We start from the raw sequence: 26,677 nt of genomic DNA on the forward strand, positions 1-26,677 counted from the left end.
TGATAAATTTGAGAGCGACCCGGTATTCTCCCTATACCTGCTAAAGACGAAGGCGGCCTGACTGACCCTTGGGCAACTTTCGCCTTTTCTTTGCCTCAGCTGCCCGGGGGTAAAGTGTTTGATACAGCTTCTGGAAGCTATCCAGATAGGCTCTGGTTTTGTCTGCAGCTTCAGGAAATTGCTGCTCAAACAACTGCTCCAGAGTCGGCTCTTTGGCTCCGTTCTGTTCCAGTTGAGTGATAGCTTTGTCGAATGACTCAAGCAACTCTGATTCATCCGGCATCACCGTTTTCAATTCGGCATGACTGGAGTTTGTCTTTGCCAGCAGCCCCAGTACAGCGTTGCTTTCAACACCGGGTTCCAGCTTTACTCCAATAGAGCGGGATGTTGTCACCTGCTCTCCAGCACCAAAGAGAGCAGCAAGCTGATTCACTTCACGAATATGCTGCTCCAGCTGCTTTTTAACTTCAGGGTCGAGTTTGAATTTTACTGATTCATCCATTAGAAAAGGCTCTTGACGAATTTTTTAGCTTTATTGACGGGCTTACTGACTTCTCTGACAACCTTATTGCCCGTATCTGCCACGTTATTGCCGAAACTTTTAAACCCGTTCTTCACCCCGTTGCCAATATCGTGAAAGACTTTTTCAACCGGTTTGGCAATGGATATGGTTGCGGCCCCTATGCTGGCGACATCATTGCCCCATGCTGACACTTTACTGCCGATAGACTGAAACACTTCTCCGGTTTTCTGTCCGGCATCATTAAAACCCTGACCTATAGCGTTACCGGCTTGAGAAAAAGCGTCACCTGTCATTTTTCCAAAATCATTGAAGGATCGTCCAATACTGGAAAATCCAGTGCTTATCCCCTGGCCCCATGTGTTGAACTCATTATTAACCGCACCCCAGCCTTGATTGATACCATCACCCCAGTTGGCAAATTCATTTCCTGCTGCCAGCAAGCCATCATTGACCTTGCCTCCCCAGCTGAGAAATTCGTTGCCCACAGTTGCCTGAGCGTCATTAATCGCGGCGCCCCACTCAGCAAACTCGTTGCCAGCAGCTACGATGCCGTTATTAATAGCACCACCCCATTGCTGAAACTCATTTCTGGTTGCACTCCAGCTGTCATTAATTGCATCGCCCCAGCGATTAAACTCGCCTTCGGCCTGATTCCATCCCTGGTTAATGCCTTCACCCCAGCGTGCAAATTCGTTGCCTGCAGCAGATAGCCCTTGATGGGTCTGCTCCCCCCAGTGGTTTACTGCATTGCCAAAGGCTGCCACGCCGGTGGCAATATTCTGGCTGGTTTCATCAAAGCGTTGCAGAAGCTCATTGCCAAAAGCTGTCGTTGTTTGGGCGACTTGCTGTCCGGCTCCCTGAGCAATGCCTCTTATCTCCTTTCCGATACCGACATTAAAAAGTGTGGCTAAAACAGGGTTGGTGGAAACAACCAGTTTGCCAATCTGGGCCAGTGCTTCCTGATTTGCGGCGGCAACCTGTTCTGAAGCTGCAGCGATATTCTTGGCATCGTCAGTGATTTGTTGCTTAAGGATGGAAAAAGACTGTTTTATCAGTCCGTCATTTTTTTGTTTCTGTACGGCAGGTTCGCCCGGTTCTTTGGTGCGGGTTTCATTTTTATGCCTGACCGGCCTTGAAGGTCGGTGGTGAATTACTGGTTTCTTGACGGGTTTACGTTGAGCGGCAAGATTGCGGTCAATCGTAGCAAACTCGCCTTTAAGTACGGAAATGGAATGAGCAACCTTGTCATCAAAGACTCTGGCCTTCTCAGGTGGCAACTGCTGTTTTAATACCGCAATTTGCTGATCGACTTGTTTAAGCTGTTGCTGAAATTCGCTACGACTGTGGGTCAGCTGCTGGTGAGTATCTCTGGTCAGCTGTTTGAAGGCTTTAAGGACATTATGGCGGCCTTTTTTGAAAACAGACTGGGTTGCAATCAGCTCTTTACTCATTGTTTGAGAGATACCTGCTGCCTCTCTGGCAGTCTGGTTCATAACATTAGCTGAAGACTGCAATGTTTTGGCTCGCTGTGAGCCCCATTGCTTTAATATCGAGCCTGCGGCCTCAAATCCTTTCTGTATGCCAACCCCGGCATTCTTGAAACCCTGCTGTAACTGCTGTCCGACTGCTCCTGCTTCTGCCTGGGAAGCCTTGCCGTTTTTGACTGCGGAAGCGAATACACCGGCTAACCCTTTGTGTATTTCATTGCCTGAAACCATCAGACTGGCAAATGTTTTCTGACCTGCCTTCTGCATGCCTGCTTGCAGAATACTGCCGGTATTGGCGACATCACCATGGGCCTGGCTGAAAGCTTTGCTGACGGCACTCCCTATCAGATTGCCAGCCTGACCTATATGGTCACCAAAACGATGCAACCCGCCTTCAACCTGCGCTACATGACGAGAATTGGCAACCTGACTCGCTGTAGCAGCTATCGAATTGGTTGCACTGGCTGTAGCGACGGATGCACCTTTAAACACCTTGGAAAGCTGGTCGGAAAGACCGGGCAGATTAAACCCCGCGACCTTTGAAAGGCTGCGGGCAAAGCCACCGGTTTTTTGTCGCAGACCGGTAAACTGCTCGGTGGGCTGAACTCCCTGCGTCTGGTCAACACCACCGACGCCGGTGACTCCCTGGGTATTGGGCCTGATTTCCATATCATTCCGACCGGCAATATATTCGGGTTAACTTATTTTGATCATTAATTATTCAGTTTAGCGCTTATAACAAAAAAAGAGGGCGATCCAATGGATCGCCCTTAAGAGCAGATGACAGAGCGTCTGCGGTTGAGGTCGGTTAAGTCAGCTCCCGGGTCAGAATACCCATTTAGCGCTGACGGAAACATTGCGGCCAGGTTGGGTATAACGATCCAGCCCTGCGAAGTCAGCAGAGCGGCCACGAACATCTTCCCAGATCCAGTATTTCTTGTCGGTCAGGTTAAACAGGCCGGCACGCAGGGTCAGTTGTTCAACCGGCTTGTAGTAGGCCGTCAGATCGAAGATGCCGTAACCTTTGGACGCAAAGTCGGTTTTGTCGCTGATTTCAGACTTTTTCTTGCCCTGAACAACAGTCCAGATAGCTTCACCACCCCAGATCTCGGACGGTGCATCGTAGCTCAGGCCAATCACACCTTTCAGTGGTGCCACACTGTCCAGCGGTTTGTCAGTTTCATTGTTTTCACCATCAGCCCAGGCTGCAGACACCCGCATAGAGGTGCCTTCAGGTGCGTTAATCGCTTCATCCAGCCAGAGCTGGCCGCGGAATTCGATACCTTTGATTCTGGCTTTGGCAACGTTCTGGCTTTGTGAAACATTTTTGGTTTCGTCAACAACAACACTTTGGATAAAGTTTTTGTATTTGTTGTAGAAACCGGTGACTTCAAAACTTCCCAAGCGGTAGTTACCGCGAAGACCCAGCTCAAACGAGTTGCTTTCCTCGGGTTTCAGGCTCGGGTTGGCCAGAATTGAATAACCGTGGCTAACGCGGGTGTAGTACATTTCATGGAAACCCGGAGCCTTGAAGCCCTGACTGAATTGGGCAAACAGGGCGAGATCCTGGTTCAGTTTGAAGACACTGCCCAGACGGCCGGTAACCTTGCTGTCTTTGGCATCCTTGATTTGTGTTGGGCTGCCCGCCTCGGCTTTTGGATCATACTTGAAACGGTCGTAGCGTAATCCCGGAGTAATTGTCAGTCGGTCATTAATCTGAATGTCGTCCTGAGCAAACAGACCGTAATTCACAACGTCAATCTGGGGAATGTAACTGCTTTTGGTAACAGACCCGTCATCAAGGTTGTTGGATGTGTTGTTATTTTCGGCGTCAGTTTTGCTGACATTCAGACCATAGATAAAGTAGTGATCCAGTCCGGATAGTGTGAGCTGCTTATCAAACTGGGCATTGAGCTGGTAGGTGTTCTCGGAGTAATCGTACTCCTGCAGACGGTTGGGATATGGAAATTTGCCGCCGGGACCAAAGTCCGCTTCATAAGCCGGCATCCGGGTGTCCATTTCGGTTTCGCTTTTTTGCCAGTCCAGCTGCCAGCTGGCCTGGTCAAACAGAGCCAGATCAGCCTGCCACTCGTGAGAAAATCCGATGCGTGAACGTGTCTTTTCATCCTTGCCGGTCACACCGTCAGGGTTCATGGACATGGGTTTGGCATCGGTTTTTGCATTGTGATATTCGCCGGTCAGGCCAACACGATGAGCATCGTTAAGCTGATACTGGACCTTTGCCAGAATGTTATCCAGGCCGGTATCAAGCGGATCAGCCTTTCCTCGTCCACTGCCGTAAATATCAGCACCACTGTGGGTTTCAGTTTCCTTGTGGTCACGACGGGTATAGATCAGCAGGGTTTCGAGATCACCGGTGCGGTTGGCCAGAGACAGGGTTTCAGTGAAGCCCTTGTCTGCACTTTCATAGCCTGCCTTCACGGATGCATGGGTGTCATCACCTGATTTCTGTAGCAGGTCGGCAGGGTCTTTGGTCTGGAATGCCACCATACCACCCAGAGCATCACTACCGTAAAGACTGGATGCAGGGCCTTTGATGATTTCAACGGCTTTCAGGGTTTCGATATCAACAAAGTTACGTTTTGAGGTCAGGTAGTTACCGCCAGGATTAAAGGCCTTTGACTGATCAACACCGTCGATCATGATTTTGACCCGGTTTTCCCCCATGCCGCGAATATTGAATCCGCTAAGACCAGATCGACCTCCGGAGCCAACACTGACGCCCGGTTCATAGCGCACCAGATCCTTAATATCGTTTACAACATCCTTTTCCATCTGCTCACTGTCAATAACCGTCACAGTGCCCGCAATATCCTGCTGGGATTTTTCAACACGGGAGGCTGTGACCGTTACCTGATTCAACAGGGTCGGCTGGTTTCTTGGAGAAGAATCATCAGCCTGGGCAAGGGCCGCAGAGACGGCCATTACCGCAATTGCCAGTCTGCTTCTGGAAAACATTTTTAGTATTCCTGTTGCTTTTGTGTGCTGTACTTACTTGGCTCGCAACAGAGCATCAGTGTAACGAACGATTGGAAACTAACGTCATTTTTTTGATGACTGGTTCGTTGTTTGCGCTGTCTGTTCTTGTGCCGGATCTGATGTGCAGGCTTTAAAGATAGTCAGGTTGATGGTGTTTTTGACTACAGTGCCATTGACATTCGGAGGCCAATATAGATAATTCGCAAAACAAATGCAAATCATTCTCATTTGTTTTAAATTTTGCGGAATGCGCCTGATTTTGTACCTCTTGGAAGGCGCCATAATCTGAAAATGCATTGGTGAGTAGTGTGTGTCCGTGATGGGGTTTTTGAGAAGTACCGGAACATGGTTTCAAGGTGGATCCCGGGGCGTGCTGCTGATGCTGTGCTTTTCTGCTGCAGCTCATTATGTGGTGTTTCAATGGCAGTCTGACACTGAAATACAGTTGGCAAAATCCAGTGGAGCACTATCGGCTCCAGTCAGTGTCTCTTTTGTCTCGGTAACATCCAGTGCGTCGGTCAGGAGTGAGCCGGAACCCAGCAAGCCAGAGCCTGTGGAACCTGAACCCGAGCCTCCAGTGATTATTGAGAAGCCTGAAGTCGTCAAAGAAAAGGCTGTGATCAAACCCAAGGAAAAGCCTCGTCAGGAACCTGTGAAAAAGCCGCAGCCAAAGCCCCGGCCAAAAATCACCAAACCTGACTCGAAGGTTGAAAAAGAGCAGAAAACCAGGGACGAAGCAAAGCCCAAACCTGAACCGGATAAGAAGCCTGAAGTCAATCAACCAAACCAGCAGGCTTCTGTACGAAAAAAAGTCGAGAGTGACATCGTCGGATTGAGTGAAGAAATTCCGGTGATGAGTAACCCGGCTTACCGTCGTCAGCCGCCGCAGCAATATCCCCGGTTGGCGCAACGGAGAAACATAGAGGGTGTTGTGCTGCTGGAAGTTTTAGTGGATGCCGGCGGTTACCCCGAGGAGATTGAAATCATCGAATCTTCGGGCTTTGACATTCTGGATCGTGCTGCCACACGAGCGGTACGGAAGTGGGAATTTGTGCCCATGGAACGTGACGGAATTGCAATTCAATCGAAAGTACATGTGCCGGTGGTATACCGCTTGCAATGAGGTTTTAGAAAATGAATGAAATACTTCAACAGCTCGGAATGCTGAGCTGGCCTTTGATGATTGCTTCGGTGATAAGCCTGGCGTTGATTCTGGAGCGGACAGTGGCTTTTGCCTTGCTGCCATCACTGGGCAAGAAACAGGTCAAGTCTATCCTGCAGCAGATCCAGGGCTGTGATTGCAAACTTCAGTGCGAAAAATTACAGCAGGGACTGTGTGCCAGTAATAATTCGCTCGGTGGTGGTGTATCTGTTTTGCTCAGCCATGCCGGCAGTGACAAGGGGTTGCGTGAAGAGGTTGCCGGGCTGTGGCTGCTGAAACAGAAACAGCGCCTTAATGCGAATCTGAAAGTGCTGATGCTGGTCGGTGTTCTGAGTCCGATGCTGGGCCTGCTGGGCACCATTCTTGGCATGATCACCATGTTTCAGGGGCTGGCCGCAAGCACTGGCCCGATTACTCCTGCCGTACTCGCAGATGGTTTGTGGGGTGCCATGTATACCACCGCTTTTGGCCTGATTGTGGCCATCCCGTCACTGGCAGCAAGTCATTGTTTTGGCATCTTCGCCGGCCGCTATCTCGCTCGTCTCGAGTTTGTACTGAATCATGTCAATTTGCTGATGGAAGGGATCAGCATGGAAGAGAGCGGAATGGCTCGCAAATCGTCTGCGGCTCATGACGAACAGCAGACCAATGACCTGCGTCTGGTGGAGCAGCTGGCATGATTCGCGTCAGTTCGGATGACGAAATCACGGCTTCACTTTTGCCTGATCTGACGCCATTACTCGATGTCGTTTTTATCGTGCTGGTCTTTCTGTTGTTTACGGCCAACAGTGTGCCACTGACGTTGCCTGTGGATTTACCTGAAACCGAAAAAGCTGTTGCCAGGCAGTTGGATAAACCGGATGCCATCGGTGTCAACCTGCAGCAGGGAACTTCAGCCTGGGCCCTTGAAGGGGAAGAGTTCAGCAGCTGGGAAGCTTTCAGCAAGGCATTACAGCAAAAGGTTCAGGCCGAACCTGAGCGGGCAGTTGTTATTGCCGGTGATCGCCAGGTACCGATGGAAAAGCTGGTTCAACTGATGCAGTTCCTGCAGCAAAACAATATTGCTGCGGCCCAGATTTTAATGAAGGAAAAGTGATGTTTGCCCGAGTATTTAAAACGATAGCAATAACAGCAGGGCTGACTGCAACCATACTGGGTGGAACCCAGGCTGTAGCAAAGGATATTACCCAGGCTCAGAGACTGGTCACTATTGGCAGTAGTACAACTGAGCTGGCTTTTGCGTTGGGGGCCGGTGACCGGGTGGTTGCTGTTGATGTGACCAGCAAGCATCCTCAACAGGCACTGAAGCTGCCTAAAGTGGGTTATTACCGCTCGCTGTCTGCAGAAGGCATTCTCTCCATGAAGCCGGATGTGTTACTCGGAACCGATGAAATGGGGCCACCGGCTATTTTCAACCAGCTTCAGGCAGGCAAGGTTCAAATTGAGCAGCTGCCTGCCGGCAGTGATGTGGATAACCTGAAGCGCCGTATTGAACTGATGGCTCAAATGTTTGAGCAGCCGCAGGCGGGACAGGATCTGTGGATAAAAATTGATAACCAGTTAAAAGCTGCTGCAAAAATGGCCGAAGGGAAGCGTCCCCGGGTACTGTTTATGTTGAGTCATACCGGTACTCCCATGATGGGCGGTGGGGATACCGAGATTGATACGCTGATCACTCTGGCTGGTGGCATTAACGTAGCGGCGGAATACTTCGATAGTTATCGTCAGGTTTCTGCTGAATCCTTGCTGACCATGCAACCGGATATTCTTATTGTCAGCGCCAGTTCCCTGGCAGACAAATCCGTAGAGCAGTTACTGAGTGTGCAGCCCGGGCTGGCTGCAACCCCGGCTGGTATCAACAAACGTGTTGAAGTTGTTGATGGTACCCTGTTAATCGGTGGGCTGGGGCCGCGTACCGGTGAAGCGGTACTTGAGCTGGCTCGCAAATTCTATCCTGCCTCTCCATCCCTGATGACAGTTCAGGCAAACTAAAGCAATACACGAATCCCAAAGAAGCCTGTGGATACATCAGGCTTCTTCTTCCATCTCTATGGCCAGAAAATGAAAAGAAAGGATAAAGCCCGACTCTTGTTGTGGGGGCTGGGTATCTTGCTACCTGTGATGATGCTGTTTTCCATCGCAACAGGCCCGGTCACTATTCCTGTCAGTGAAATTGTGCAGGTGCTATTGGCCAATGTGGGACTGGCGGAACCTGATCCCGGCTCGCGCTCGGCATTGATTATTGAAGCCATCAGATTGCCCCGCACCTTGCTGGGTGTGCTGGTGGGTAGCACGCTTGCCGTCTGCGGTGCAGCAATGCAGGGGCTGTTCAGAAACCCGCTGGCCGATCCGGGTATTATCGGCGTTGCCAGCGGTGCCGCGCTGGGAGCCGGTATCGCCATAGTGCTGGGAGGCATGCTGCCATTTACTCTGCCGGATGTACTCAAAGCTTATAGCGTGTCTGTACTGGCTTTTGTTGGTGGCTTTGGCGCGACGCTACTGGTGTATCGGATTGGTACTACCGCTAACGGGACATCTGTAGCCACTATGCTGCTGGCAGGTATTGCGATTGGTGCGCTGAGTGGTGCCGGCATGGGAACACTCAACTACATCGCGGACGATGCGATGCTGCGCAATATGACTTTCTGGAGCATGGGAAGTCTGGGAGGGGCCAACTGGCAAAATATTCTTCTTACAGCACCTTTCATGATTTTGTTGCAGCTATTGCTGATCGGTCGCTCTCGCGGCCTGAATGCTTTGTTGCTGGGTGAGTCCGAAGCGCGTCACCTGGGGCAGAATGTGAATATGCTGAAGCTGCAGCTGATTCTGCTGACAGCCCTGGGTGTCGGTCTGGCTGTTTCACTGGCGGGGATGATCGGCTTTGTTGGTCTTGTCGTTCCCCATCTGGTGCGTATGTTTATTGGCCCTGATCACCGCTATCTGATGCCGGCATCCTGCCTGTTGGGTGCTGCGTTGTTACTCGGTGCAGACATGATTGCCCGGGTGATTGTAGCGCCGGCCGAATTACCGATTGGTATTGTGACAGCCTTGCTGGGTGCGCCTTTCTTTATCTCCCTTCTGCTGCAACAACGGAACCGAATCGGATGATGGATCAAAAAGCATGTCTGGAAGTTGCCGGTCTGACCGTTGAGCGCGGTGGCCGCTTGTTGCTGCAGGATATTTCCCTGAGTGTTGCGCCGGGTGAAATGGTAGCGGTGCTTGGCCCTAACGGGGCAGGCAAGAGCACACTGTTTCGCAGTATTACCGGTGAAATGGCATTTCAGCAGGGGCTGGTCAGTCTGGGCCAGCAGGCTATAGATAGCTGGTCTCCGCTGGATAAAGCTCATTTGTTGGGTGTATTACCTCAGTCCTCTACATTGAATTTCTCTTTTTCTGTAGAGGAAGTGGTGCTGCTGGGAAGAACCCCTCATGCCACCTCTAACGCCGAGAACCTTGAGATCGTAACTGCTGCATTAAAGAAGGTTGATGCCCTGCATTTGCTGGAGCGTAACTATACTGCCCTTTCCGGAGGGGAAAAGCAGCGGGTGCATCTGGCTCGGGTACTGGCTCAGGTGTGGGAGCCATCTGCGCGGGGTTCACGGGTGCTGTTGCTGGATGAACCAACATCAGCACTGGATCCGGCACATCAGCACCTGACCCTGCAGGTAGCCCGTGAGTTTGCCACTGCAGATACCGGCTGCATGGTAATTCTGCATGATTTTAATCTGGCTGCCCGTTACGCTGACAGAGTGCTTGTTATTCAAAACGGCCAGCTGGTGGCCTCCGGCACACCGGACGAAGTGATGACACCGGACGTTATCCACAGAGTATTTGAGCTGGACGTGGTGGTAATGAAACATCCACAGCATGGATGCCCACTGGTAATTACCTGAGGAACAGGAATGAAACTAACGATTGGTCCCGCTATCTGTCTCTCGATCAAGAAACGCTGGCTGGCTTCGTTGGCTGCTGTTGTGTTGCTGACCGGTTGTACCGGAAATTTAAAGCAGCAAGCTGAACCCCGGTCTGCTTCTTTTCAGGGAGAAGACATTGTTGAAACTGCCAGTGGTAAAACACTGGATTACGGTCAGTTGCTCAGCAAGCTGCAGCAGGCTGACTACATTCTGTTGGGTGAAAACCATGACAACAGCTGGCACCATGATCGCCAGCTGGCGATTGTCAAAGATCTGCAAAAAGCGGGCTGGCTAAAGCAGTTGAGCATGGAAATGATGACCCCGGCCCAGCAGGAAGGTGCCGACACTGTTGTCGCCGAGCGCTCTCAGGATGTGGATAAAATCCGCAAGATACTGAATTGGTCTGAACGTTGGGAGTGGAAGTTTTACGGCCCGATCATTTCTCATGTTGTCGCTCAGGGTATTCCTCTGAAGACTGCCAATCTGGAACGTGATCAGTTAATGGCGATATATCGCCAGCCTGATGCCGTGCAGATTCCGGATGTACTGAACAAGGCAGCGCTGGAGCTGACCCGGGAGCGTATTGTTGAGTCTCACTGCGGCAATATTCCTGCGGATCGTATCAACTCAATGGTTATGATTCAGCGGGCAAGGGATGATGCCATGGCGGCAAGTCTGTTGCAGGCGAAGACCGGTGCACTGCTGCTAGCAGGTAACTGGCATACCCGGAATGATCTGGGTGTTCCCCGCTATCTGGCAGAAATGGCTCCCGGAAAGAAAGTTATTTCCCTCGGTTTCGTCGAGCAGGATGATGCGGAAGAAGAACAGTCCACGGTGTCTGACAGTCAGTATGATGTTGTCTGGGTAACCCCCGCGGTAGAGCGCAATATTGAACTGTGTGGAAAACCGAAAGGTTAATAATGTTGATACTTGGGGATAACTCGTGTGCATTTTTATCCCCTTGATCTAAAAGGATAAATTAAGGTTATGCACAGTTTGTATGCGATGTTTTTTATCCACAAAAACTGTGGATAAGGCTGTGCCTAACTCTTGAATTCAGGGTGGCAGGCATTCTGGAAAGGGGGTTTTAAAAATTGATCATTTTTTGATCAGCTAGAAAATCTAGTACAAATAAAAAGCTTTGCAAAAAATTATTAAACTTTTTTGCAGGTAGTTTTCAGGCAACCTTACAACTGCGAACCAGGACCTTCAACCTGTTCCAGTAACTCCTGCTTTCTTGCTGCAGGAACATCATTCCAGTGTAATCCCAGCTGAGCACCTTCCAGCGCATAAAGCAGCACTCTTGATACCTTGAAGCCCCGGGCTTTGACTTTCTTGTACACTGCAACTGTGCCCGCTTCTTTCAGTTGCTCCAGAGTACGGATGCCTACCGCATTCAACCACTGAACTGAAGTTTTTCCAAGGTTTTGCAGTTCAATCAAATCAGTTGGCATAACATTCCCTTGTTACTCTTTAATGTGCCTTTACTATGAGGTTCAGCTTCCGCTACCGAACAATGCCCTATAAGTTCATGGCCTGTCGGATTCCATCGAGAGCCAGCTGTTGTTGTTCGGAAAACGGCCTTTGGGTATCAATATGAACAACAAGCCCCTCTGAAACCGGTATCGGCCGAATTTGTTTTAACTGAGCCCTGACAACAGATGCGTCGGCTTCAGATGGATCAATACCCTGTGATTTTCGTTCTGTTACTCGTTCAATCAGGCATTCAGTAGAGGTACTACAGGAGAGTATGACAGGGTTGACCTGATGAACTTCAGCCAGCCTGATAAAGGGTTTACGAAATACAGCTTTAAGAAATGTGGCGTCAAGGATGATTGAGTTACCGGCAGCCAGATGTTTGCCGGCCATTTTTTCTATATGGTGGAAAGTTTTTCTGTTGGCTTGAAAGGTATAAATATCCAAGCCACGTTCAGAACTGCTTTCTTCTGGCTGCAGTCCAAAGAGCTGTTTGCGTTCTATATCTGACGAAATCCAGATAGCGCCGGTTTCCTCTGCTAGCCAGCGGGCCAAAGTACTTTTCCCGGATCCGGAAACACCATGCATGATCACAATGAAGGGATCCTTCCTGCCCAAAGGTATTTTCTCCTGAGAAGATAAAAGTTGTTGTTCCGGGGTTGAATGTTGTGAGCTCACAGCAGGGTTATCGGCCATCAAAGGTATGGAAAAGATGAAAGCTATATGAAGGATAACAGAACATCCATGGTGACAGCTCCTGATGGTGTTTTTGTGCCAGCTCATGCAGTGTATGATTTTTGCTGATGATAAAAGTTCAGCACTTCAGTCCTGATCTATCCACAGGCCAAAATGGCAGGCTGTCCTGACAAGGCGCTGATACGGAGACAGGTGCTCTGGTTGCCATGGAAAACATCTTGCTATGACGCGCAAACCGACACGATCGAAAAAGAACAAGACAACTTCCCGTAAACGCTTCGGCAAGGCAGCCAAACCCTCATTCTTTCATCGTTTCCGCTCAACCCTGATTAAGCTGGCTATTACCGGATTGGCGGTATTGATGATGCTGCTGGCCTGGGTTGATGCCATCATCACGGAAAAATTTGATGGCAGAAAATGGCAGATCCCGGCCAAGGTGTATGCCAGCCCGCTGGAATTGTATGAAGGACGTCAGATCGATCCGGACAAGCTGCAGAAGCAACTGAAGCAACAGGGTTATCAGGCCGTAAGCAATGTACGTCGGCCCGGTACTTTTTCACGTCAAGGTAACGGTTATGTAATTTATTCCCGCGGCTTTCATTTTCCTGACGGAGATGAAGAGCCTCGCAAGGCAAAAGTGCGCATTGCAGGAGATAAGGTAACCAGTTTGCGGGATCATCGTGGATCAGTGTTGCCTTTGTTAAGACTCGATCCACAGCTGATTGGTGGTATCTATCCCTCAAGTTACGAAGACCGGCTTCTGATACGGTCAGAACAAACACCGAAGTACCTGATACCGGGATTGCTGGCGGTAGAAGATCGAGACTTTTATGACCACTTCGGGCTGTCGGTGAGTGGCATTGCCCGTGCTTTCTGGGTAAACCTTCAGGCCGGTGGCGTGGTGCAGGGTGGGAGTACTCTTACTCAACAGCTGGTGAAAAGCTTCTATTTGAGCAATGAGCGCACTTTAACGCGCAAAGCCAAGGAAGCCCTGATGTCTATTGCGCTCGATCTGCGTTATGACAAAGACGAGATCCTTGAAACCTACCTGAATGAAATTTATCTGGGGCAGCAGGGACGACGAGCTATTCACGGTTTCGGATTGGCCAGTCAGTTTTATTTCTCCCAGCCTTTGCAGGAGCTGGATCTTGCCCGTACAGCTCTTTTGGTCGGGATAGTCAAAGGCCCGTCTTACTATAACCCCCGCCGTTATCCACAGCGGGCGCGCGCACGTCGTAATCTGGTACTGGACGTTATGGTCAGCGAAGGGCTGGTACCCAAAGCTGAAGCAGAGCGCTCAAAGCGCTTGCCGTTGGGAGTGGTCTCGAGGGCGCAACTCGATGGTAATGCTTTCCCGGCTTACCTCGATCTAGTCAAACAGCAGCTACGGCAGGATTATGATAATCAGGATCTGACTTCTGAAGGATTGAGAATCTTCACCCATATGGATCCGCTGCTGCAACGACAGGCGCAAACCAGTATGTCTGGCGCGCTGCAACAGCTGGATCGCAAGGGTAAACCACGACTGCAGGGTGCAATGGTTGTTACTTCTGCCCAGACCGGTGATGTGCTGGCTGTGGTTGGAGATCGTCAATCCGGTTATGCAGGCTTTAACCGGGCTATAGAAGCTCGAAGACCGGTAGGATCGCTGCTGAAACCGGCGATTTACCTGACTGCGTTGCAACAGGGTTATACCCTCGGTTCGATAATCAGTGATGCGCCGGTGGAAGTGCAAGGAACGAAAGAAAGCTGGAAGCCCCGCAACTATGACAAAAAGTCGCATGGCAATGTCTTGCTGTATGATGCGCTGCTGAAATCCTATAACCAGGCAGCGGCCAGACTTGGAATGCAGCTGGGTCTTGATAATGTTCTGGCAACATTCCAAACCCTGGGCCTGAATGCCAGCATTCCCGCCTATCCATCGGTGTTACTGGGATCATCAGCACTATCTCCGTTGGAAATGACGGCGATGTATCAAACCTTTGCGACCGGTGGCTTCAGGGCACAGCCCCGGGCGATTCGTGCTGTTGTTAATGCTCAGGGTGAAACGCTGAAACGTTATGCACTTGAGATTACCCAGGTTGTAGCGGATGAACCGATGGCGCTGGTTCGCCATGCCATGACCGGTGTTATGAAAGAAGGTACCGGTCGCGGGGTGTATCGCCAGCTGGATCCTGCTATTCGTGTTGCCGGTAAAACCGGAACAACTAACGACCAGCGGGACAGCTGGTTTGCCGGTTTTTCTGATGACCTGCTGGCAGTTGTCTGGGTTGGCAATGATGACAATACACCAACGCATTTGACCGGTAGTAGTGGCGCGCTGAGAGTATGGGGTAATTTTATGCAGCGGGTTGCGCCGCGCTCATTGCATGAACCGTTAGGTGAACGAATCCGGTGGACATGGATCGATAGATCCAACGGCCTTAAAGGCCGGAAGATGTGTGATAATACCGTACGTCTTCCTTACGTTGCGGGTACTGAGCCTGCGGGTAGCAGTCGTCGCTGTGGCACCGGAATCAGGAGTAAACCCGAGGTTTCACCGCCAGCTGCGGACAAGAAAGAATCTTTACTGGATAAATTCAAAGCCTGGTTTCAATCCTGATTCAGGCTCGATTTGATGGAATTATTAAATCATGCGCTTGATCAAGACGGGTCTTATCTTGATGGCTCTGGTGTTGACCGGGTGTGCCAGCCAGATTCAGGTACAACAGGCAGACAGCTGGCCCGGCCGGGAAAATATTGAGGCCTCTGCTGCAATCACGGCTCTGGTGCAACAGGCCAGCACCCAGCGACAGGAAGGATTGTACCGGGAGGCCATATATACTCTGGAACGCGCCTTGCGGATTGCCCCCAATGAACCTCTGATTTATCAACAAATGGCCTGGACCCGTTTCGAACAGCAACGGCTTCAGGAAGCTGAGCAACTGGCTAGAAGAGGAATCAGTCTTTCCCGCAGCCCGGCCCAGCGTGAACAGTTCGAGATATTACTGGACAAGATTAACCGTGATGACACCTGAAACCAGAAAACTGGCCGTAACCAAAAGTCTGCAGCAACTTGAGCAGGCGCTGAAACAGCGTAACTTGTGGGAAGGGGTGCCGCCTTCTCCAGAAGCAATGAGCAGTACTACACCTTTTTGTGTCGATACCATGACATTTACCCAGTGGCTGCAGTGGATATTTCTACCCCGAATGCAGGCACTGCTGGATGCCGGTGCTCCGCTGCCACAAGGCTGTGATATGACCCCTTATGCTGAAGAATCCTTCAAACTTCAGGTAATGGATGACTCTGCCGGGTTGTTGAAAGCTGTAAAAGGTGTTGACGAGTCCCTGCAATAAGCCAGCCCCTGCCCCTCCTGCTGATAGCTGCTTTTAAAGAACCTAATGTCAGTCCGGTGCAAGCCGATGACTAGACAGAACAGGTACCCTTAGAAGCAGCGCTAAAATGGCACATTCTATTCCACTAGTTTCCAGCCAGTTTGCACATACCAAAGTTGCTGACTCCGCTTCAATACCCGGCGGTGATGGCAGTGATATTCAGGCTACATGCTTTTCCAGCCGGCGATCCGTCAGAAGGATTCAGCCAAGAGGCTTGATGCATTCCTATGATATTCACTGCCATAAAGCCAAGAGCCGCTTCACAAGGTTTATGACCTCTCTGTTTTCATTAGGTCGTGTTCGATATCGCAATATCAAAGTGAATATGGGCGATGGGCAGGGCATGGTGAAGGTTGCGGTTAATATCACCAAGCTGGGAAAGCAGTACAAGCTGGAACCAACTCAGAGGGAAGCATTACTGAGAACAAAGACTGCAGATGAAAGAACAAAAGTACTGGCCGGTATTCTGGAACAAAAAATTCGTACCGAGCGGGCACTTGTTGAAAGTGCCAAACCGATGAAAAATGAAAGCTCTGCCGACTGGACCAGCAGGGTACTCAGAGATCACGCTATTTATGCAGGCAATAATTATTGCCAGCAGTGTATCACTCTGGAGCTAAGCCCCGATCAGGCTGGCTATTATCATGATCTCCAGAAAGCTATAGCCAAACGGCTGCCCCAGGAAAGCCATCGCCCCACCATCGACCTGACAATCAAGGGCTCAAAAGTTCAGGCACAAGGCGCCAAGTTTTCACTGGGTGTATTGGGCGGAGTGGGGCCTATTTCAGACTCTGTGATTGTTCAGCAAACGTTTGAAAACCTCACACCTGAGCAAGCAGAGCATGTTCAGGTTAACGTCTTTTCTTGTCCTCCTCCCCGTACCAAATCAGAAATGGCCAAGTCACTGGCTGACTACGGTTTGAATATGCAGCGGTTTTCCAGCCGAAAAGAGCTGGGTGCTTATGTTGTAGCCAGCAATACTGCTCATGTGAATCTCAATATGCTTAAAGAAGCCATGGGATTCGGTGACAGAATGCATAACATGGTAGCTGAGGTTGCTGGCCAGATTCAGAGGGATAACCCGGAAGGTGTGCTGGTTCTGGGCACCTCGATGGCTTATAGCAAAGATATGTATCCCAAACAGCTTCAAATAATGGGAGTGAAGCCGGTACGAGTTCAACCAGCCGGAAAGCAGGAGGATCTGCAAAAAATCATCGATCGCACGAAACGAGCGGGTAATGACTCAGAGCGTGAGAAGCTTTATCAGTTTGCTGTAAAGCAGATTGATGAATACAAAAAGCAGTCTGGAGAAAAGGTAAGTCACGTCCTGCTTGGCTGCACAGAGCTCCCTATGGCACTGGGAGAAGAAGGCATGCGGAAATTGGAAAAGGATACAGGTGTCAAAATCGTTGATACCGAAGCGGTATTTGCCAGAGCTTATGCAACAATGTTGCGTAACAAAAGTGGTGACCTGAAGGGAATGGGGAGACTGTTATAAATGCCCGCTGCTCCGGTCACCACAACAGGCAAGACATTTGTTGATGCTCAGATTCCCGGGATGCAACCGGGCAAAGGTGTCAACACGACCTGCTTTTTGAATGGCCGGAGTGTTCGAAAACTTAAATTACATGAACTGCCTGATTTCTACTCTGTACGCTGCCATAAACCCAAAAGCCGGCTGAGCCGAATTTTTTTTTCGCTTGTTACCCTCGGAAAAGTCAGATACAGAAATATTAAAATCAATATGGTCGGCGGGCGCAGCAAGACCGTAGCCATCAATGTTCAGCACCTCGCAAAGCAGTTTGACCTCACCCCTACCCAGCGCAGAATACTCCTTAAAGGTCAGACTGATCTTCAGCGTAGTGGCGTTCTCACCGGCATACTGGAACAAAAAATAGGCTGTGTCAGTGACCTGCTTCAGCGTATGAAGCCAAAGCCCGGGGAAAATCCTGTGGCCTGGGCTAATGATTTACTGAACAAGAACAGTATTCTGGAAGGGAACAACTACTGTCAGGAAGTTTTACCTCTGGAGCTGGATCCTGATCAGGTTGATTACTATTGCGCCCTGCAGCACGCAATTGCCCAACGATTACCAAAAGAAAGTCACAGACCGACGATAGATCTGAATATTATTGGTTCCAAAGCCCGTCAGGAAGGTGTGGCCTGCTCTCTGGGCATCCTTGGAGGTGTTGGACCGCTTTCCGATGCAGAGATCACTCGAAAAACGTTCAGTAATCTGAAGAACGTGGATTTCTCAACCGAGCATTTACGGGTAAATGTCTTTTCCTGTCCACCGCCTCGGGATGCTCAGGAAAAAATTGTTGATGGACCGGAGTACCTGGCCAATATCAAGCGTTTTGCCAACCGGAATCATGAGGCTTACGTTGTTGCCTGTAATACAGCTCATGTGAATTTCAATAAAATAAGGCAGCTGGGACTCTGGCAGGCTAAGCATACGGTGAATCACTTATGCCAGAAAATACACGATGAGAATCCTAAACCAACCGGAGTCCTCGTGCTGGGAACCAAGCAGGCCTATGACAAGAAGCTCTATCCTCTGGCCCTTAACAGAAAAGGTGTCAAAGCATTACCGATATCCTCTGAGCAGGAGCAGGCTGAGTTGCAGGATATTATCAATGCCACCAAGGCCAAGGGTGATACTTCAGAAAAAGAGCGCTTGTATGAGTTGACCAGACGTCAGATAGAGAATGCCAGAAAGCAGAACAAAAAGGTCAGCCATGTTCTTCTGGGCTGCACAGAATTACCGATGGCGCTTGGTCCTGAATACATGAAGAAGCTGGAGCAGGAGTTTGGCGTAAAGGCTGTCGATACCGAGACCGAGTTTGCCAAAATCTTTTCCGAGATCCTGCTTCAGGGGCAAGGTCACCCTATGGTGAGAAGTTAATCACAGGTGCCTATCCACAATATTCTGCGATAGCTTCTTCTGCCTGTTTGATCTGCGCCTCTTTTTCTTCCTGACTTAATACACGATAGCTGCCATCTTCCTGCTGCAGTCTGACTCTGTGGCGGCTCTCCAGATCAATGCGCGCCTGTTTAGCTTGCTGGCAGAGTGCATTCTTATCTTTTCTGGCAGCATCAAGTGCCTGATCAAGCGAGGTAGCATCTTGTGCAGCTTTATCTGAAGCTTGCTGCTCCTGTCTTATGGTTTGCCAGCTCTTAGCCTCGGTGTCACCGGGAGTATCTTCAATTTCTACAGTTTCAATATTGATAGCTTCAGTTGGCGGGTGTGCACCAAAGTGTGTTATCCCATCCTTGTCATTCCATTTGTACAGAATTTCTGCTGACAGAAATGAACTGCAAACCAGCAACTTGGCGGTGATTGTGAAAATTAAAAAATAGCGCGGCATCGGCATTATTCATGGCTTTTATATTCATTATATGAGCAATACAGGTGTTATGTAGGTGTAACCCGCAATTTGTGCCGGAAAATGTATTGACTCGCTTTGGCTAAATGTCAACAATGCAAACGCCGGAAGCGTAATTCCATAAGATATTACCAACAGCCAACAGTGAGAATTGCATGACCCCGGGTAGGTCAGCAGTTGTTCACGACAGAACAATGATAATCAGGTCAGCAGAGCGATACGCATGGCTGGCAAGCATTCCAACAGCCCACCAGGCAACGGGATGAACAGGTCTTTCCACAACTAAAGACCACTTGTGAATAGTTGTATGTTCGAAACGGCAACTGCTAGCAAAGCAATATGACCGCCGTCGGTCGTACATCTTGTTCTCATATATTTTTGCCAACTAGTTTCAGAGTTTGTGATCTGACCTTGATTGCAGCAGGTGAACTGTCTTTAGATACCTGCTGTCAGGGCTGAGCGAATAAATGAGGGTGCACACGTGGAGCTTTTATCTGGTGCGGACATGGTGGTTCGCTCATTAGCCGATGAAGGAGTTGAGTATATTTACGGGTATCCGGGAGGAGCCCTGCTGCATGTTTATGATGCCCTGTTCCGTCAGGACAAGGTGACTCATATTCTGGTGCGCCACGAACAGGCCGCAACCCATATGGCTGACGGCTATGCACGTGCAACCGGCAAGCCCGGTGTGGTGCTGGTGACATCCGGTCCGGGAGCAACCAATACCATTACCGGTATTGCGACGGCCTATATGGATTCCATCCCCATGGTAATCCTGTCCGGGCAGGTACCGTCCGACTTTATCGGTACTGATATGTTTCAGGAAACCGATATGATCGGCGTCTCCCGTCCGATTGTTAAGCACAGCTTCCTGGTAAAAAAAGCCGAGGATATTCCGGAAACCATCCGCAAGGCTTTCTATCTGGCACAGACCGGTCGTCCGGGTCCTGTGGTCGTTGATCTGCCCAAAGATATCACCAACATCAACGACAAATACGAGTACAAATACCCCGAGAAGGTAAAGATTCGTTCCTATAACCCACCTCAGAAAGGTCATACCGGTCAGACCCGTAAAGCAGTTGAGTTACTACTCAAGGCTCGTCGTCCGGTGATCTACAGTGGTGGTGGTGTCATTCTGGGCCATGCCTCTGAGCAACTGACTCGACTGGCCAAGAAGCTCAATATGCCGGTAACCAATACCCTGATGGGACTGGGTGCCTATCCGGGCAGTGATCGCCAGTTCCTCGGTATGCCGGGAATGCACGGCAGTTATGCTGCCAATCTGGCGATGCACCACAGTGATCTGATTCTGGCCGTCGGTGCCCGTTTTGATGACCGGGTAACCAACAGTACCGAGAAATTCTGTCCTTCAGCCAAGATCATTCACATTGATATTGATCCGGCCAGCATATCCAAGACTGTTACCGCGGATGTTCCGATTGTGGGTCCGGTGGCTCCGGTGCTGGAAGAGATGAACCGGATGGTTGAAGACTCCGGCAGACTGCCGGATCAGGATGCACTCGGTAACTGGTGGAAGCAGATTGATGACTGGCGTGAAAGCCGCGGTGGTCTGTTTGGCTATGACCGGGGCAATGGCGAGACCATCAAGCCGCAGCAGGTTATCGAAACCCTGTATGAAGTAACCCGGGATTCTGACCCGTTTATTACTTCCGATGTGGGTCAGCATCAGATGTTTGCTGCCCAGTACTTCCGTTTTGACAAGCCGAATCGCTGGATCAACTCAGGTGGGCTGGGGACTATGGGCTTCGGCTTCCCGGCGGCAATGGGCGTCAAGCTCTCTTTCCCTGATTCTCCCGTCGCCTGTGTGACCGGTGAAGGCAGTATCCAGATGAATATTCAGGAACTGTCGACCTGTCTGCAGTACGATCTGGGCGTCAAAATTATCAACCTGAACAACCAGGCATTGGGCATGGTACGGCAGTGGCAGGATATGCAGTACAACAGCCGTTACTCTCACTCCTATATGGAGTCACTGCCTGATTTCGTCAAACTGGTTGAGTCGTACGGCCATGTGGGTATTCGGGTGGAACGTCCGGAAGAACTGCGGCCTGCGCTGGAACGGGCCTTTGCCCTGAAAGACCGACTGGTGTTCCTCGACGTTAATGTTGATCCCGGCGAGCATGTGTATCCCATGCATATTAAAGATGGTTCCATGCGGGACATGTGGTTGAGTAAAACGGAGCGGACCTGATGCGGCGGATTATTTCAGTACTGGTTGAAAACGAGCCGGGTGCCTTGTCCCGTATTGTCGGTCTGTTTTCCCAGCGGAACTACAACATTGAGACCCTGACGGTTGCTCCGACCGAAGATGCGACCCTGTCCCGGTTGACCATTACCACCGCAGGCAAGCCACAGGTGATCGAGCAGATTACCAAACAGCTGAACAAGCTGATTGATGTGGTCAAGCTGGTGGACCTGACTGAAGGCACTCATGTTGAACGTGAGCTGATGCTGATCAAGGTGCGTGCCAGCGGCGCGATGCGGGCTGAAGTCAAACGCTCGGCTGATATCTTCCGTGGCCAGATCGTCGACGTCACCAGCTCGGTGTATACCATTCAGCTGACCGGAACCAGTGACAAGCTGGATGCTTTTATTGAAGCCATTGGTGCTGCTTCCGTGCTGGAAGTTGTACGTAGTGGCGTAACGGGCATGGCCCGTGGTGAGAAGGTACTCAGTCTCTGAGTACCTGACCCGACAAGAATAATTTTATTTTAAATAAGGGAAGTACCATGCAGGTTTATTACGATAAAGATTGTGATCTGTCCGTTATCCAGAACAAAAAAGTAACCATCGTTGGTTACGGTTCCCAGGGCCATGCCCATGCCAACAACCTGAAAGACTCCGGTGTCGACGTTACTGTTGCACTGCGTCAGGGTTCTTCTTCCTGGGCCAAGGCTGAAGCGGCTGACCTGCAGGTTAAAGAAGTTGCTGCTGCCGTTGCTCAGGCAGACCTGGTTATGATTCTGACTCCGGATGAATTCCAGAGTGAACTCTACAAGAAAGAGATCGAGCCCAACCTGCGTGAAGGCGCAACCCTGGCTTTCGCTCACGGTTTTGCCATCCACTACAACCAGATCGTGCCGCGCAAGGATCTGGATGTCATCATGATCGCGCCGAAAGCACCGGGCCACACTGTTCGCAGTGAGTTTGTCAAAGGTGGCGGTATCCCGGATCTGATCGCTATCTATCAGGATGCGACCGGTTCTGCCAAGCAGGTTGCGCTGTCTTATGCTTCAGGCGTAGGTGGCGGTCGTACCGGTATCATCGAAACTACCTTCAAGGATGAAACCGAAACTGACCTGTTCGGTGAGCAGGCTGTTCTGTGTGGTGGTGCAGTTGAACTGGTTAAAGCCGGTTTCGAAACCCTGACCGAAGCCGGTTATGCACCGGAAATGGCCTACTTCGAGTGTCTGCACGAGCTGAAGCTTATCGTTGACCTGATGTACGAGGGCGGCATTGCCAACATGAACTACTCCATCTCCAACAATGCGGAGTATGGTGAGTATGTTACCGGTCCTGAAGTGATCAACGATGAGTCCCGGGCTGCCATGCGCAATGCCTTGAAGCGGATTCAGAATGGCGAATACGCCAAGATGTTTATCACTGAAGGTGCAACCAACTACCCATCCATGACTGCGTATCGTCGTAATAATGCGGCGCATCCGATCGAGAAGGTGGGTGCCGAGCTGCGTGAGATGATGCCATGGATTGCAGCTAACAAGCTGGTGGATAAAGAGAAGAACTGATTTTTAGCTTCTCTGTTCTGAAAAAGCCCGGCATTGCCGGGCTTTTTTTATGGCTCCTGTTCCGTTGAAAACGGTTTTAGCGGAAGTATTTTATGTCCGGCTTTCTGGAAACGTACTCCTTGCCCTTCAAGTGCTTCAATCAGCAGAAACAGAGGCGAGCCATGAGAGATAAAGAGAACATAACCTGACTTCCCCTGATATTGGGCAGCAGTCTGGTTCCAGACTTGAAGCATTCTTTGGGTCACCGCTTCATTGGTTTCAGCACCGAAAGATTCCGGACTGGCAGGAAACCAGAAATCCTTCTCCTGATACTGATCATGGTTTTTACCTTCCCGCTCTCCAAGCTGGGTTTCAATAATTCCGGGTTCCGTAGCAATTTGCTCTTTATTCAGATGAAAATGGGAGAGCAATAGCTCGGCTGTTTGTTGTGCCCGAGGCAAAGGGGAGCAGATGACAGCCAGAATGTCGCTTTGGCTGATTTGATACTGACTCTTTAATAAAGCACCCAAGTCACTGGCCTGCTGTCGGCCTTTTGGAGTTAAAGGTGCTGGCTTGTAGTTCGGGTGGCTCGGGTTGCTGCTGTAGAAGCGCTCGACGTTGTGCAGCCCTTCAGCATGGCGAATCAACACAGCGACCGGTTGAGCTGGCAGTGAATCCAGAGGCAGTATTGTGGTCATAAGGAGGAGTAGCCTGAAGCCTGTCGTTATTTTCATTGTCTCTTCTTTCAGCATAGACCGAGCTGATTAGAGAGCAGCCATACCTCTCTGGTTCCGGAATACAGGGTTTGGGGGCGAATGCTTTTTTGGCCTTCAAGGTTATAATGGATCGGTTTTGACAGTGGTAATTGCTGGAAATGAAACAGATAAATGAAGAACATCGGGATCAACCTGATACCGATAGCCCGAGAGAAGAAGAAAACCTGCTGGTCAGCGAGCATATAGAAGAAGTCGCTGAAGGCGGGCAGAAAGTAAGACGCAAGGGAATCTATCTGCTTCCCAACCTGTTTACTACTGCGGCATTGTTCTGTGGCTTTTATGCCATTGTTAGTGGGATGTCCGGTCAGTTCGGCAGTGCCTGCATAGCCATTTTTGTCGCCATGATTCTGGACGGGCTGGATGGTCGGGTTGCCCGGATGACCAATACTGCCAGTGCTTTCGGGGCTCAGTATGACAGCTTGTCTGATGCAGTTTCATTTGGCCTGGCACCAGCGCTGGTGGCTTTTAGCTGGACTCTGAATGAAATGGGCAAGGTAGGCTGGATGCTTGCCTTTATCTATGCCGCCTGTGGTGCACTGCGGCTGGCTCGCTTCAATACCATGGCGGGATCAACTGATCCTCGTTACTTTATCGGCCTTCCCAGTCCGTCCGGTGCGGCATTGGTAGCCGGTATGGTCTGGGCGCTGAGTGATCTAGGGGTTGATGGCAGTCAGTTGTGGGTTTCGCTGTTTGCTGGTCTGGTGACCGCTCTGTCCGGTATTCTGATGGTCAGTAATGTGCGCTATCACAGTTTCAAGAAAATTGACTTCAAGGCCAGAGTACCGTTCTTCTTTATTCTGGTTGCTGTGTTGTTATTTGCCGTGGTGTTCAGTGATCCGCCACGGGTATTGCTGGCGATCTTTATGGGCTATGCCGTATCCGGCCCGATACTGGCTGTGATGGACTGGCGCAAGAAAAAAACTGAAACTGTTTGAATCCGTTTGCAGTTTTTCAGCGTTTCAGGGAGTAAGAAACGCTTTGTAAAACGGTTGCAAGGTGTGACTTTGCAACCGTTTTCTACTGTTCAAGGGACGCTACATGATTATAAAAAGCAAACCTTCGGTGCTTTCCAGCGAAATCACTTCAGAGTCTGCCTATCTCAATCGCCGTCAGTTTCTCAAGCGTACCGGACAGTATGCATTGATGGCGGCTGCCGGTTCGGTACTGGCCGGGTGCACTGACGCTGATGAAAAGGTTATCCAGACCGATGCCTCAGCAATCCCCGCTCCGGGTAGCCCCGACTGGAAACAGCTGTTGATTGACCAGCGCAAACCGGGACCTTTTGCCACTGATGAAGCACAGACTCCCTGGGCTGATGTCACCAACTACTGCAACTTTTATGAATTTGGTACCGCTAAAACTGATCCGGCCAAGAATGCTGGCAGCCTGATAACTGATCCCTGGTCTGTCACCATATCGGGCGAAGTGGAAAAGCCGGGCACTTATAACCTCGAAGATATTCTCAAGCCGCATGCCCTTGAAGACAGGATTTACCGGTTGCGCTGTGTTGAGGCCTGGTCGATGGTTGTGCCGTGGGTCGGCTTCTCTCTGGGAGATTTACTGAAGCGCTTTAACCCTACATCACGGGCGAAGTATGTCGAATTCACCACACTGCATGATCCCGAACAGATGCCGGGCCAGCGTTCACGACTGGGCTCGTTGCCGTGGCCATATAAGGAAGGGTTGCGCATTGACGAGGCAATGCACCCACTGACTGTTTTGGCTGTCGGACTTTATGGCAAGGTTTTGCCTAACCAGAATGGTGCTCCGATCCGATTGGTTGTGCCGTGGAAGTATGGCTTCAAGAGTATCAAGTCGATTGTGGGTATCAGGCTGCTGGAAGAACAGCCCCGAACAACCTGGAATCAGATGGCACCTCATGAGTATGGTTTTTATGCCAACGTAAACCCGGACGTCAGTCATCCCCGCTGGAGTCAGGCCAGTGAAAGGCGTCTGCCGAGTTCACTCTGGAATCCCGAGCGAATCGATACCCGGATGTTCAATGGTTATGCCGAGGAAGTGGCACCACTTTATAAAGGCATGAACCTGAAGATGTACTTTTAAGACGGGCTGAGGTTGTCATTATGAATCCAAAGCAAGCTCAGTCGGTATTAAAAGTACTGCTCTTTAATATATGTCTGCTTCCGTTGGCATGGTTAGGCTACAAAATCAGCATCAATGCACTGGGTGCTGATCCAGGCAAGGAAGTGGTGCACTTTCTTGGCGAGTGGGCTTTCTATTTATTGCTGGCCTCTCTGGCGATTACACCGTTGCGACGGATAACCGGCATTAACAAACTGATTCGCTATCGCAGGATGGTGGGTTTGTTTGCCCTGTTCTATGCCGCACTGCATTTTGTCGGTTACCTCTTCTTTCTATTAGGCTGGCAATTTGCGGATCTGATTGATGATGTGGTCAAGCGACCTTATATAACCGTCGGCTTTGCAGCTTTCTTTATTCTGGTCGTATTGGGAGCGACCTCTACTCAGCGAATGATGCGCTTGTTGGGAAAGAACTGGCAGAAGCTTCATCGTCTGGTGTACTTAGCAGCCTTGCTTTCACTGGTACATTTAATCTGGCTGACCAAAAGTGATTACACATCTGCTGCATACTATGGCGGAGTGTTTGCCCTGCTTATGCTGGCGCGGGTGAAGAAGTAGGCTATTCTTATCTGGTTGTTGTCGTTTAAATTGTTGACTTATTCAGGAAAAGGCATAGAATGCGCCGCTTCCTGATGAGCGCTTCAACGGCCTCAGCGGTCAACCCTGAAAGAGTTAAACAGATTTAAATCGTTTCAACTCTGGTTGACAGAAAGCTGAAAGCTTGTAGAATGCATTCCTCATCACCGGCCATGTTGATTGATTCAAAGCGAATCATTAAGTGACCGGGTGTTGATTCAGGCGCTGCCAAACACAGTGCTTGACAACAAAAACGGTCGCGGTAAGATAGCGGCCTCGCTGAACGGAGTGACGCACTCTGAAGCATCAGCGAAGCTTCTTCGGAAGCTGTTCTTTAACAAGATAATCAAGTAATTCGTGTGGGCACTTGCTTGTAATGGGTGAATAAAAGATTTTCATCGAAGCAAGTGTTGTTCAAAGATTCGTCTTTGGATAATCACTCGATCAATTCAATGACT

The 26,677-nt window shown here is 50.2% G+C and carries 25 protein-coding genes; 18 read left to right on the forward strand and 7 right to left on the reverse strand.

The window, feature by feature from the left end; genetic code table 11:
• Positions 1-40 precede the first annotated feature (40 nt).
• From ACYZZ0_RS21590 to ACYZZ0_RS21600, 3 genes are all read right to left on the reverse strand, one after another.
• Complete coding sequence (locus tag ACYZZ0_RS21590) at positions 41-502, reverse strand: hypothetical protein (RefSeq protein WP_461538740.1); 462 nt, start codon at positions 500-502, stop codon at positions 41-43.
• Entirely contained in the window at positions 502-2,679 is a 2,178-nt protein-coding gene (locus ACYZZ0_RS21595) for a hypothetical protein (RefSeq protein WP_461538741.1), read from the reverse strand. The genes ACYZZ0_RS21590 and ACYZZ0_RS21595 overlap by 1 nt, the downstream gene beginning before the upstream one ends.
• Positions 2,680-2,835: 156 nt before the next feature.
• Positions 2,836-4,989, reverse strand: coding sequence for a TonB-dependent hemoglobin/transferrin/lactoferrin family receptor (locus tag ACYZZ0_RS21600; RefSeq protein ID WP_461538742.1), 2,154 nt, complete (start codon positions 4,987-4,989; stop codon positions 2,836-2,838).
• Between the two features lie 400 nt (positions 4,990-5,389).
• On the opposite strand from ACYZZ0_RS21600, the gene ACYZZ0_RS21605 reads away from it, so the two are divergent.
• The 7 genes from ACYZZ0_RS21605 to ACYZZ0_RS21635 are packed head-to-tail and all read left to right on the forward strand — an operon-like array spanning position 5,390 to position 11,004.
• Positions 5,390-6,133, forward strand: a complete 744-nt coding sequence (locus tag ACYZZ0_RS21605) for an energy transducer TonB (RefSeq protein WP_461538766.1) — start codon at positions 5,390-5,392, stop codon at positions 6,131-6,133.
• Positions 6,134-6,144: 11 nt separating this feature from the next.
• Positions 6,145-6,852, forward strand: coding sequence for a MotA/TolQ/ExbB proton channel family protein (locus ACYZZ0_RS21610; RefSeq protein ID WP_461538743.1), 708 nt, complete (start codon positions 6,145-6,147; stop codon positions 6,850-6,852).
• On the forward strand, positions 6,849-7,268 hold the full coding sequence (locus ACYZZ0_RS21615; protein ID WP_461538744.1) for an ExbD/TolR family protein: 420 nt from the start codon (positions 6,849-6,851) through the stop codon (positions 7,266-7,268). Before ACYZZ0_RS21610 ends, ACYZZ0_RS21615 begins: the two co-directional genes overlap by 4 nt.
• The gene (locus tag ACYZZ0_RS21620) at positions 7,268-8,164 is read left to right on the forward strand and encodes a heme/hemin ABC transporter substrate-binding protein (RefSeq protein WP_461538745.1); all 897 of its coding nucleotides are present in this window, start codon (positions 7,268-7,270) and stop codon (positions 8,162-8,164) included. The genes ACYZZ0_RS21615 and ACYZZ0_RS21620 overlap by 1 nt, the downstream gene beginning before the upstream one ends.
• Positions 8,165-8,191: 27 nt before the next feature.
• Positions 8,192-9,280 carry a FecCD family ABC transporter permease gene (locus ACYZZ0_RS21625; protein WP_461538746.1) on the forward strand — a complete coding sequence of 363 codons (1,089 nt, stop codon included), beginning with the start codon at positions 8,192-8,194 and terminating at the stop codon, positions 9,278-9,280.
• Positions 9,277-10,065, forward strand: a complete 789-nt coding sequence (locus tag ACYZZ0_RS21630) for a heme ABC transporter ATP-binding protein (RefSeq protein ID WP_461538747.1) — start codon at positions 9,277-9,279, stop codon at positions 10,063-10,065. Before ACYZZ0_RS21625 ends, ACYZZ0_RS21630 begins: the two co-directional genes overlap by 4 nt.
• Positions 10,066-10,074: 9 nt before the next feature.
• Positions 10,075-11,004: a ChaN family lipoprotein gene (locus ACYZZ0_RS21635; RefSeq protein WP_461538748.1), complete on the forward strand. Its 930-nt coding sequence runs from the start codon at positions 10,075-10,077 to the stop codon at positions 11,002-11,004.
• Between the two features lie 269 nt (positions 11,005-11,273).
• Here ACYZZ0_RS21635 and ACYZZ0_RS21640 read toward each other — a convergent pair whose 3' ends face one another.
• Positions 11,274-11,540, reverse strand: coding sequence for a TfoX/Sxy family protein (locus tag ACYZZ0_RS21640; protein ID WP_461538749.1), 267 nt, complete (start codon positions 11,538-11,540; stop codon positions 11,274-11,276).
• 67 nt (positions 11,541-11,607) lie between these two features.
• The gene (locus ACYZZ0_RS21645; RefSeq protein WP_461538750.1) at positions 11,608-12,180 is read right to left on the reverse strand and encodes an AAA family ATPase; all 573 of its coding nucleotides are present in this window, start codon (positions 12,178-12,180) and stop codon (positions 11,608-11,610) included.
• Between the two features lie 301 nt (positions 12,181-12,481).
• On the opposite strand from ACYZZ0_RS21645, the gene mrcB reads away from it, so the two are divergent.
• The 5 genes from mrcB to ACYZZ0_RS21670 all read left to right on the forward strand — a co-directional run bounded on the left by mrcB (position 12,482) and on the right by ACYZZ0_RS21670 (position 18,538).
• Entirely contained in the window at positions 12,482-14,860 is a 2,379-nt protein-coding gene (gene mrcB, locus ACYZZ0_RS21650) for a penicillin-binding protein 1B (RefSeq protein WP_461538751.1), read from the forward strand.
• Positions 14,861-14,891: 31 nt separating this feature from the next.
• Positions 14,892-15,275, forward strand: a complete 384-nt coding sequence (locus ACYZZ0_RS21655) for a tetratricopeptide repeat protein (RefSeq protein ID WP_461538752.1) — start codon at positions 14,892-14,894, stop codon at positions 15,273-15,275.
• Positions 15,265-15,594, forward strand: coding sequence for a YqcC family protein (locus ACYZZ0_RS21660; protein ID WP_461538753.1), 330 nt, complete (start codon positions 15,265-15,267; stop codon positions 15,592-15,594). The genes ACYZZ0_RS21655 and ACYZZ0_RS21660 overlap by 11 nt, the downstream gene beginning before the upstream one ends.
• Before the next feature lie 106 nt (positions 15,595-15,700).
• Positions 15,701-17,131 carry an aspartate/glutamate racemase family protein gene (locus ACYZZ0_RS21665; protein ID WP_461538754.1) on the forward strand — a complete coding sequence of 477 codons (1,431 nt, stop codon included), beginning with the start codon at positions 15,701-15,703 and terminating at the stop codon, positions 17,129-17,131.
• Entirely contained in the window at positions 17,132-18,538 is a 1,407-nt protein-coding gene (locus ACYZZ0_RS21670) for an aspartate/glutamate racemase family protein (RefSeq protein WP_461538755.1), read from the forward strand.
• A gap of 10 nt (positions 18,539-18,548) precedes the next feature.
• On the opposite strand, the gene ACYZZ0_RS21675 is transcribed toward ACYZZ0_RS21670, so the two are convergent.
• A complete protein-coding gene (locus ACYZZ0_RS21675) occupies positions 18,549-19,001 on the reverse strand; it encodes a DUF4124 domain-containing protein (RefSeq protein WP_461538756.1) in 453 nt (150 codons plus the stop codon).
• Positions 19,002-19,500: 499 nt separating this feature from the next.
• Between ACYZZ0_RS21675 and ACYZZ0_RS21680 the strand changes: the two genes are divergently transcribed.
• Genes ACYZZ0_RS21680 through ilvC form a run of 3 tightly spaced genes read left to right on the forward strand, consistent with a single transcriptional unit; the run spans position 19,501 to position 22,786 of the window.
• Entirely contained in the window at positions 19,501-21,231 is a 1,731-nt protein-coding gene (locus ACYZZ0_RS21680; protein WP_461538757.1) for an acetolactate synthase 3 large subunit, read from the forward strand.
• Complete coding sequence (ilvN, locus tag ACYZZ0_RS21685) at positions 21,231-21,722, forward strand: acetolactate synthase small subunit (RefSeq protein WP_461538758.1); 492 nt, start codon at positions 21,231-21,233, stop codon at positions 21,720-21,722. Before ACYZZ0_RS21680 ends, ilvN begins: the two co-directional genes overlap by 1 nt.
• A gap of 47 nt (positions 21,723-21,769) precedes the next feature.
• Positions 21,770-22,786, forward strand: a complete 1,017-nt coding sequence (gene ilvC, locus ACYZZ0_RS21690) for a ketol-acid reductoisomerase (RefSeq protein WP_461538759.1) — start codon at positions 21,770-21,772, stop codon at positions 22,784-22,786.
• Positions 22,787-22,833: 47 nt separating this feature from the next.
• On the opposite strand, the gene ACYZZ0_RS21695 is transcribed toward ilvC, so the two are convergent.
• A complete protein-coding gene (locus ACYZZ0_RS21695; protein ID WP_461538760.1) occupies positions 22,834-23,463 on the reverse strand; it encodes a histidine phosphatase family protein in 630 nt (209 codons plus the stop codon).
• Between the two features lie 176 nt (positions 23,464-23,639).
• Here ACYZZ0_RS21695 and pssA point away from each other — a divergent pair, with 176 nt between their 5' ends.
• The 3 genes from pssA to ACYZZ0_RS21710 all read left to right on the forward strand — a co-directional run bounded on the left by pssA (position 23,640) and on the right by ACYZZ0_RS21710 (position 26,201).
• Positions 23,640-24,476, forward strand: a complete 837-nt coding sequence (gene pssA, locus ACYZZ0_RS21700; protein WP_461538761.1) for a CDP-diacylglycerol--serine O-phosphatidyltransferase — start codon at positions 23,640-23,642, stop codon at positions 24,474-24,476.
• Between the two features lie 103 nt (positions 24,477-24,579).
• Entirely contained in the window at positions 24,580-25,605 is a 1,026-nt protein-coding gene (gene msrP / locus ACYZZ0_RS21705) for a protein-methionine-sulfoxide reductase catalytic subunit MsrP (RefSeq protein ID WP_461538762.1), read from the forward strand.
• A 20-nt stretch (positions 25,606-25,625) separates the two neighbouring features.
• On the forward strand, positions 25,626-26,201 hold the full coding sequence (locus tag ACYZZ0_RS21710) for a protein-methionine-sulfoxide reductase heme-binding subunit MsrQ (protein ID WP_461538763.1): 576 nt from the start codon (positions 25,626-25,628) through the stop codon (positions 26,199-26,201).
• Positions 26,202-26,677: the final 476 nt, after the last annotated feature.

The sequence above is a fragment of the Spongorhabdus nitratireducens genome (genome assembly GCA_947387575.1).
Lineage (GTDB): Bacteria > Pseudomonadota > Gammaproteobacteria > Pseudomonadales > Endozoicomonadaceae > CANDOC01.

Bases quoted from the DNA above. Each gene is read 5' to 3' on its own strand.
- ACYZZ0_RS21590 (WP_461538740.1), bottom strand. From the start codon at position 502: ATGGATGAATCAGTAAAATTCAAACTCGACCCTGAAGTTAAAAAGCAG.
- ACYZZ0_RS21595 (WP_461538741.1), bottom strand. From the start codon at position 2,679: ATGGAAATCAGGCCCAATACCCAGGGAGTCACCGGCGTCGGTGGTGTT.
- ACYZZ0_RS21600 (WP_461538742.1), bottom strand. From the start codon at position 4,989: ATGTTTTCCAGAAGCAGACTGGCAATTGCGGTAATGGCCGTCTCTGCG.
- ACYZZ0_RS21605 (WP_461538766.1), top strand. From the start codon at position 5,390: ATGCTGTGCTTTTCTGCTGCAGCTCATTATGTGGTGTTTCAATGGCAG.
- ACYZZ0_RS21610 (WP_461538743.1), top strand. From the start codon at position 6,145: ATGAATGAAATACTTCAACAGCTCGGAATGCTGAGCTGGCCTTTGATG.
- ACYZZ0_RS21615 (WP_461538744.1), top strand. From the start codon at position 6,849: ATGATTCGCGTCAGTTCGGATGACGAAATCACGGCTTCACTTTTGCCT.
- ACYZZ0_RS21620 (WP_461538745.1), top strand. From the start codon at position 7,268: ATGTTTGCCCGAGTATTTAAAACGATAGCAATAACAGCAGGGCTGACT.
- ACYZZ0_RS21630 (WP_461538747.1), top strand. From the start codon at position 9,277: ATGATGGATCAAAAAGCATGTCTGGAAGTTGCCGGTCTGACCGTTGAG.
- ACYZZ0_RS21635 (WP_461538748.1), top strand. From the start codon at position 10,075: ATGAAACTAACGATTGGTCCCGCTATCTGTCTCTCGATCAAGAAACGC.
- ACYZZ0_RS21640 (WP_461538749.1), bottom strand. From the start codon at position 11,540: ATGCCAACTGATTTGATTGAACTGCAAAACCTTGGAAAAACTTCAGTT.
- mrcB (WP_461538751.1), top strand. From the start codon at position 12,482: ATGACGCGCAAACCGACACGATCGAAAAAGAACAAGACAACTTCCCGT.
- ACYZZ0_RS21655 (WP_461538752.1), top strand. From the start codon at position 14,892: ATGCGCTTGATCAAGACGGGTCTTATCTTGATGGCTCTGGTGTTGACC.
- ACYZZ0_RS21660 (WP_461538753.1), top strand. From the start codon at position 15,265: ATGACACCTGAAACCAGAAAACTGGCCGTAACCAAAAGTCTGCAGCAA.
- ACYZZ0_RS21665 (WP_461538754.1), top strand. From the start codon at position 15,701: ATGGCACATTCTATTCCACTAGTTTCCAGCCAGTTTGCACATACCAAA.
- ACYZZ0_RS21670 (WP_461538755.1), top strand. From the start codon at position 17,132: ATGCCCGCTGCTCCGGTCACCACAACAGGCAAGACATTTGTTGATGCT.
- ACYZZ0_RS21675 (WP_461538756.1), bottom strand. From the start codon at position 19,001: ATGCCGCGCTATTTTTTAATTTTCACAATCACCGCCAAGTTGCTGGTT.
- ilvN (WP_461538758.1), top strand. From the start codon at position 21,231: ATGCGGCGGATTATTTCAGTACTGGTTGAAAACGAGCCGGGTGCCTTG.
- ilvC (WP_461538759.1), top strand. From the start codon at position 21,770: ATGCAGGTTTATTACGATAAAGATTGTGATCTGTCCGTTATCCAGAAC.
- ACYZZ0_RS21695 (WP_461538760.1), bottom strand. From the start codon at position 23,463: ATGACCACAATACTGCCTCTGGATTCACTGCCAGCTCAACCGGTCGCT.
- pssA (WP_461538761.1), top strand. From the start codon at position 23,640: ATGAAACAGATAAATGAAGAACATCGGGATCAACCTGATACCGATAGC.
- msrP (WP_461538762.1), top strand. From the start codon at position 24,580: ATGATTATAAAAAGCAAACCTTCGGTGCTTTCCAGCGAAATCACTTCA.
- ACYZZ0_RS21710 (WP_461538763.1), top strand. From the start codon at position 25,626: ATGAATCCAAAGCAAGCTCAGTCGGTATTAAAAGTACTGCTCTTTAAT.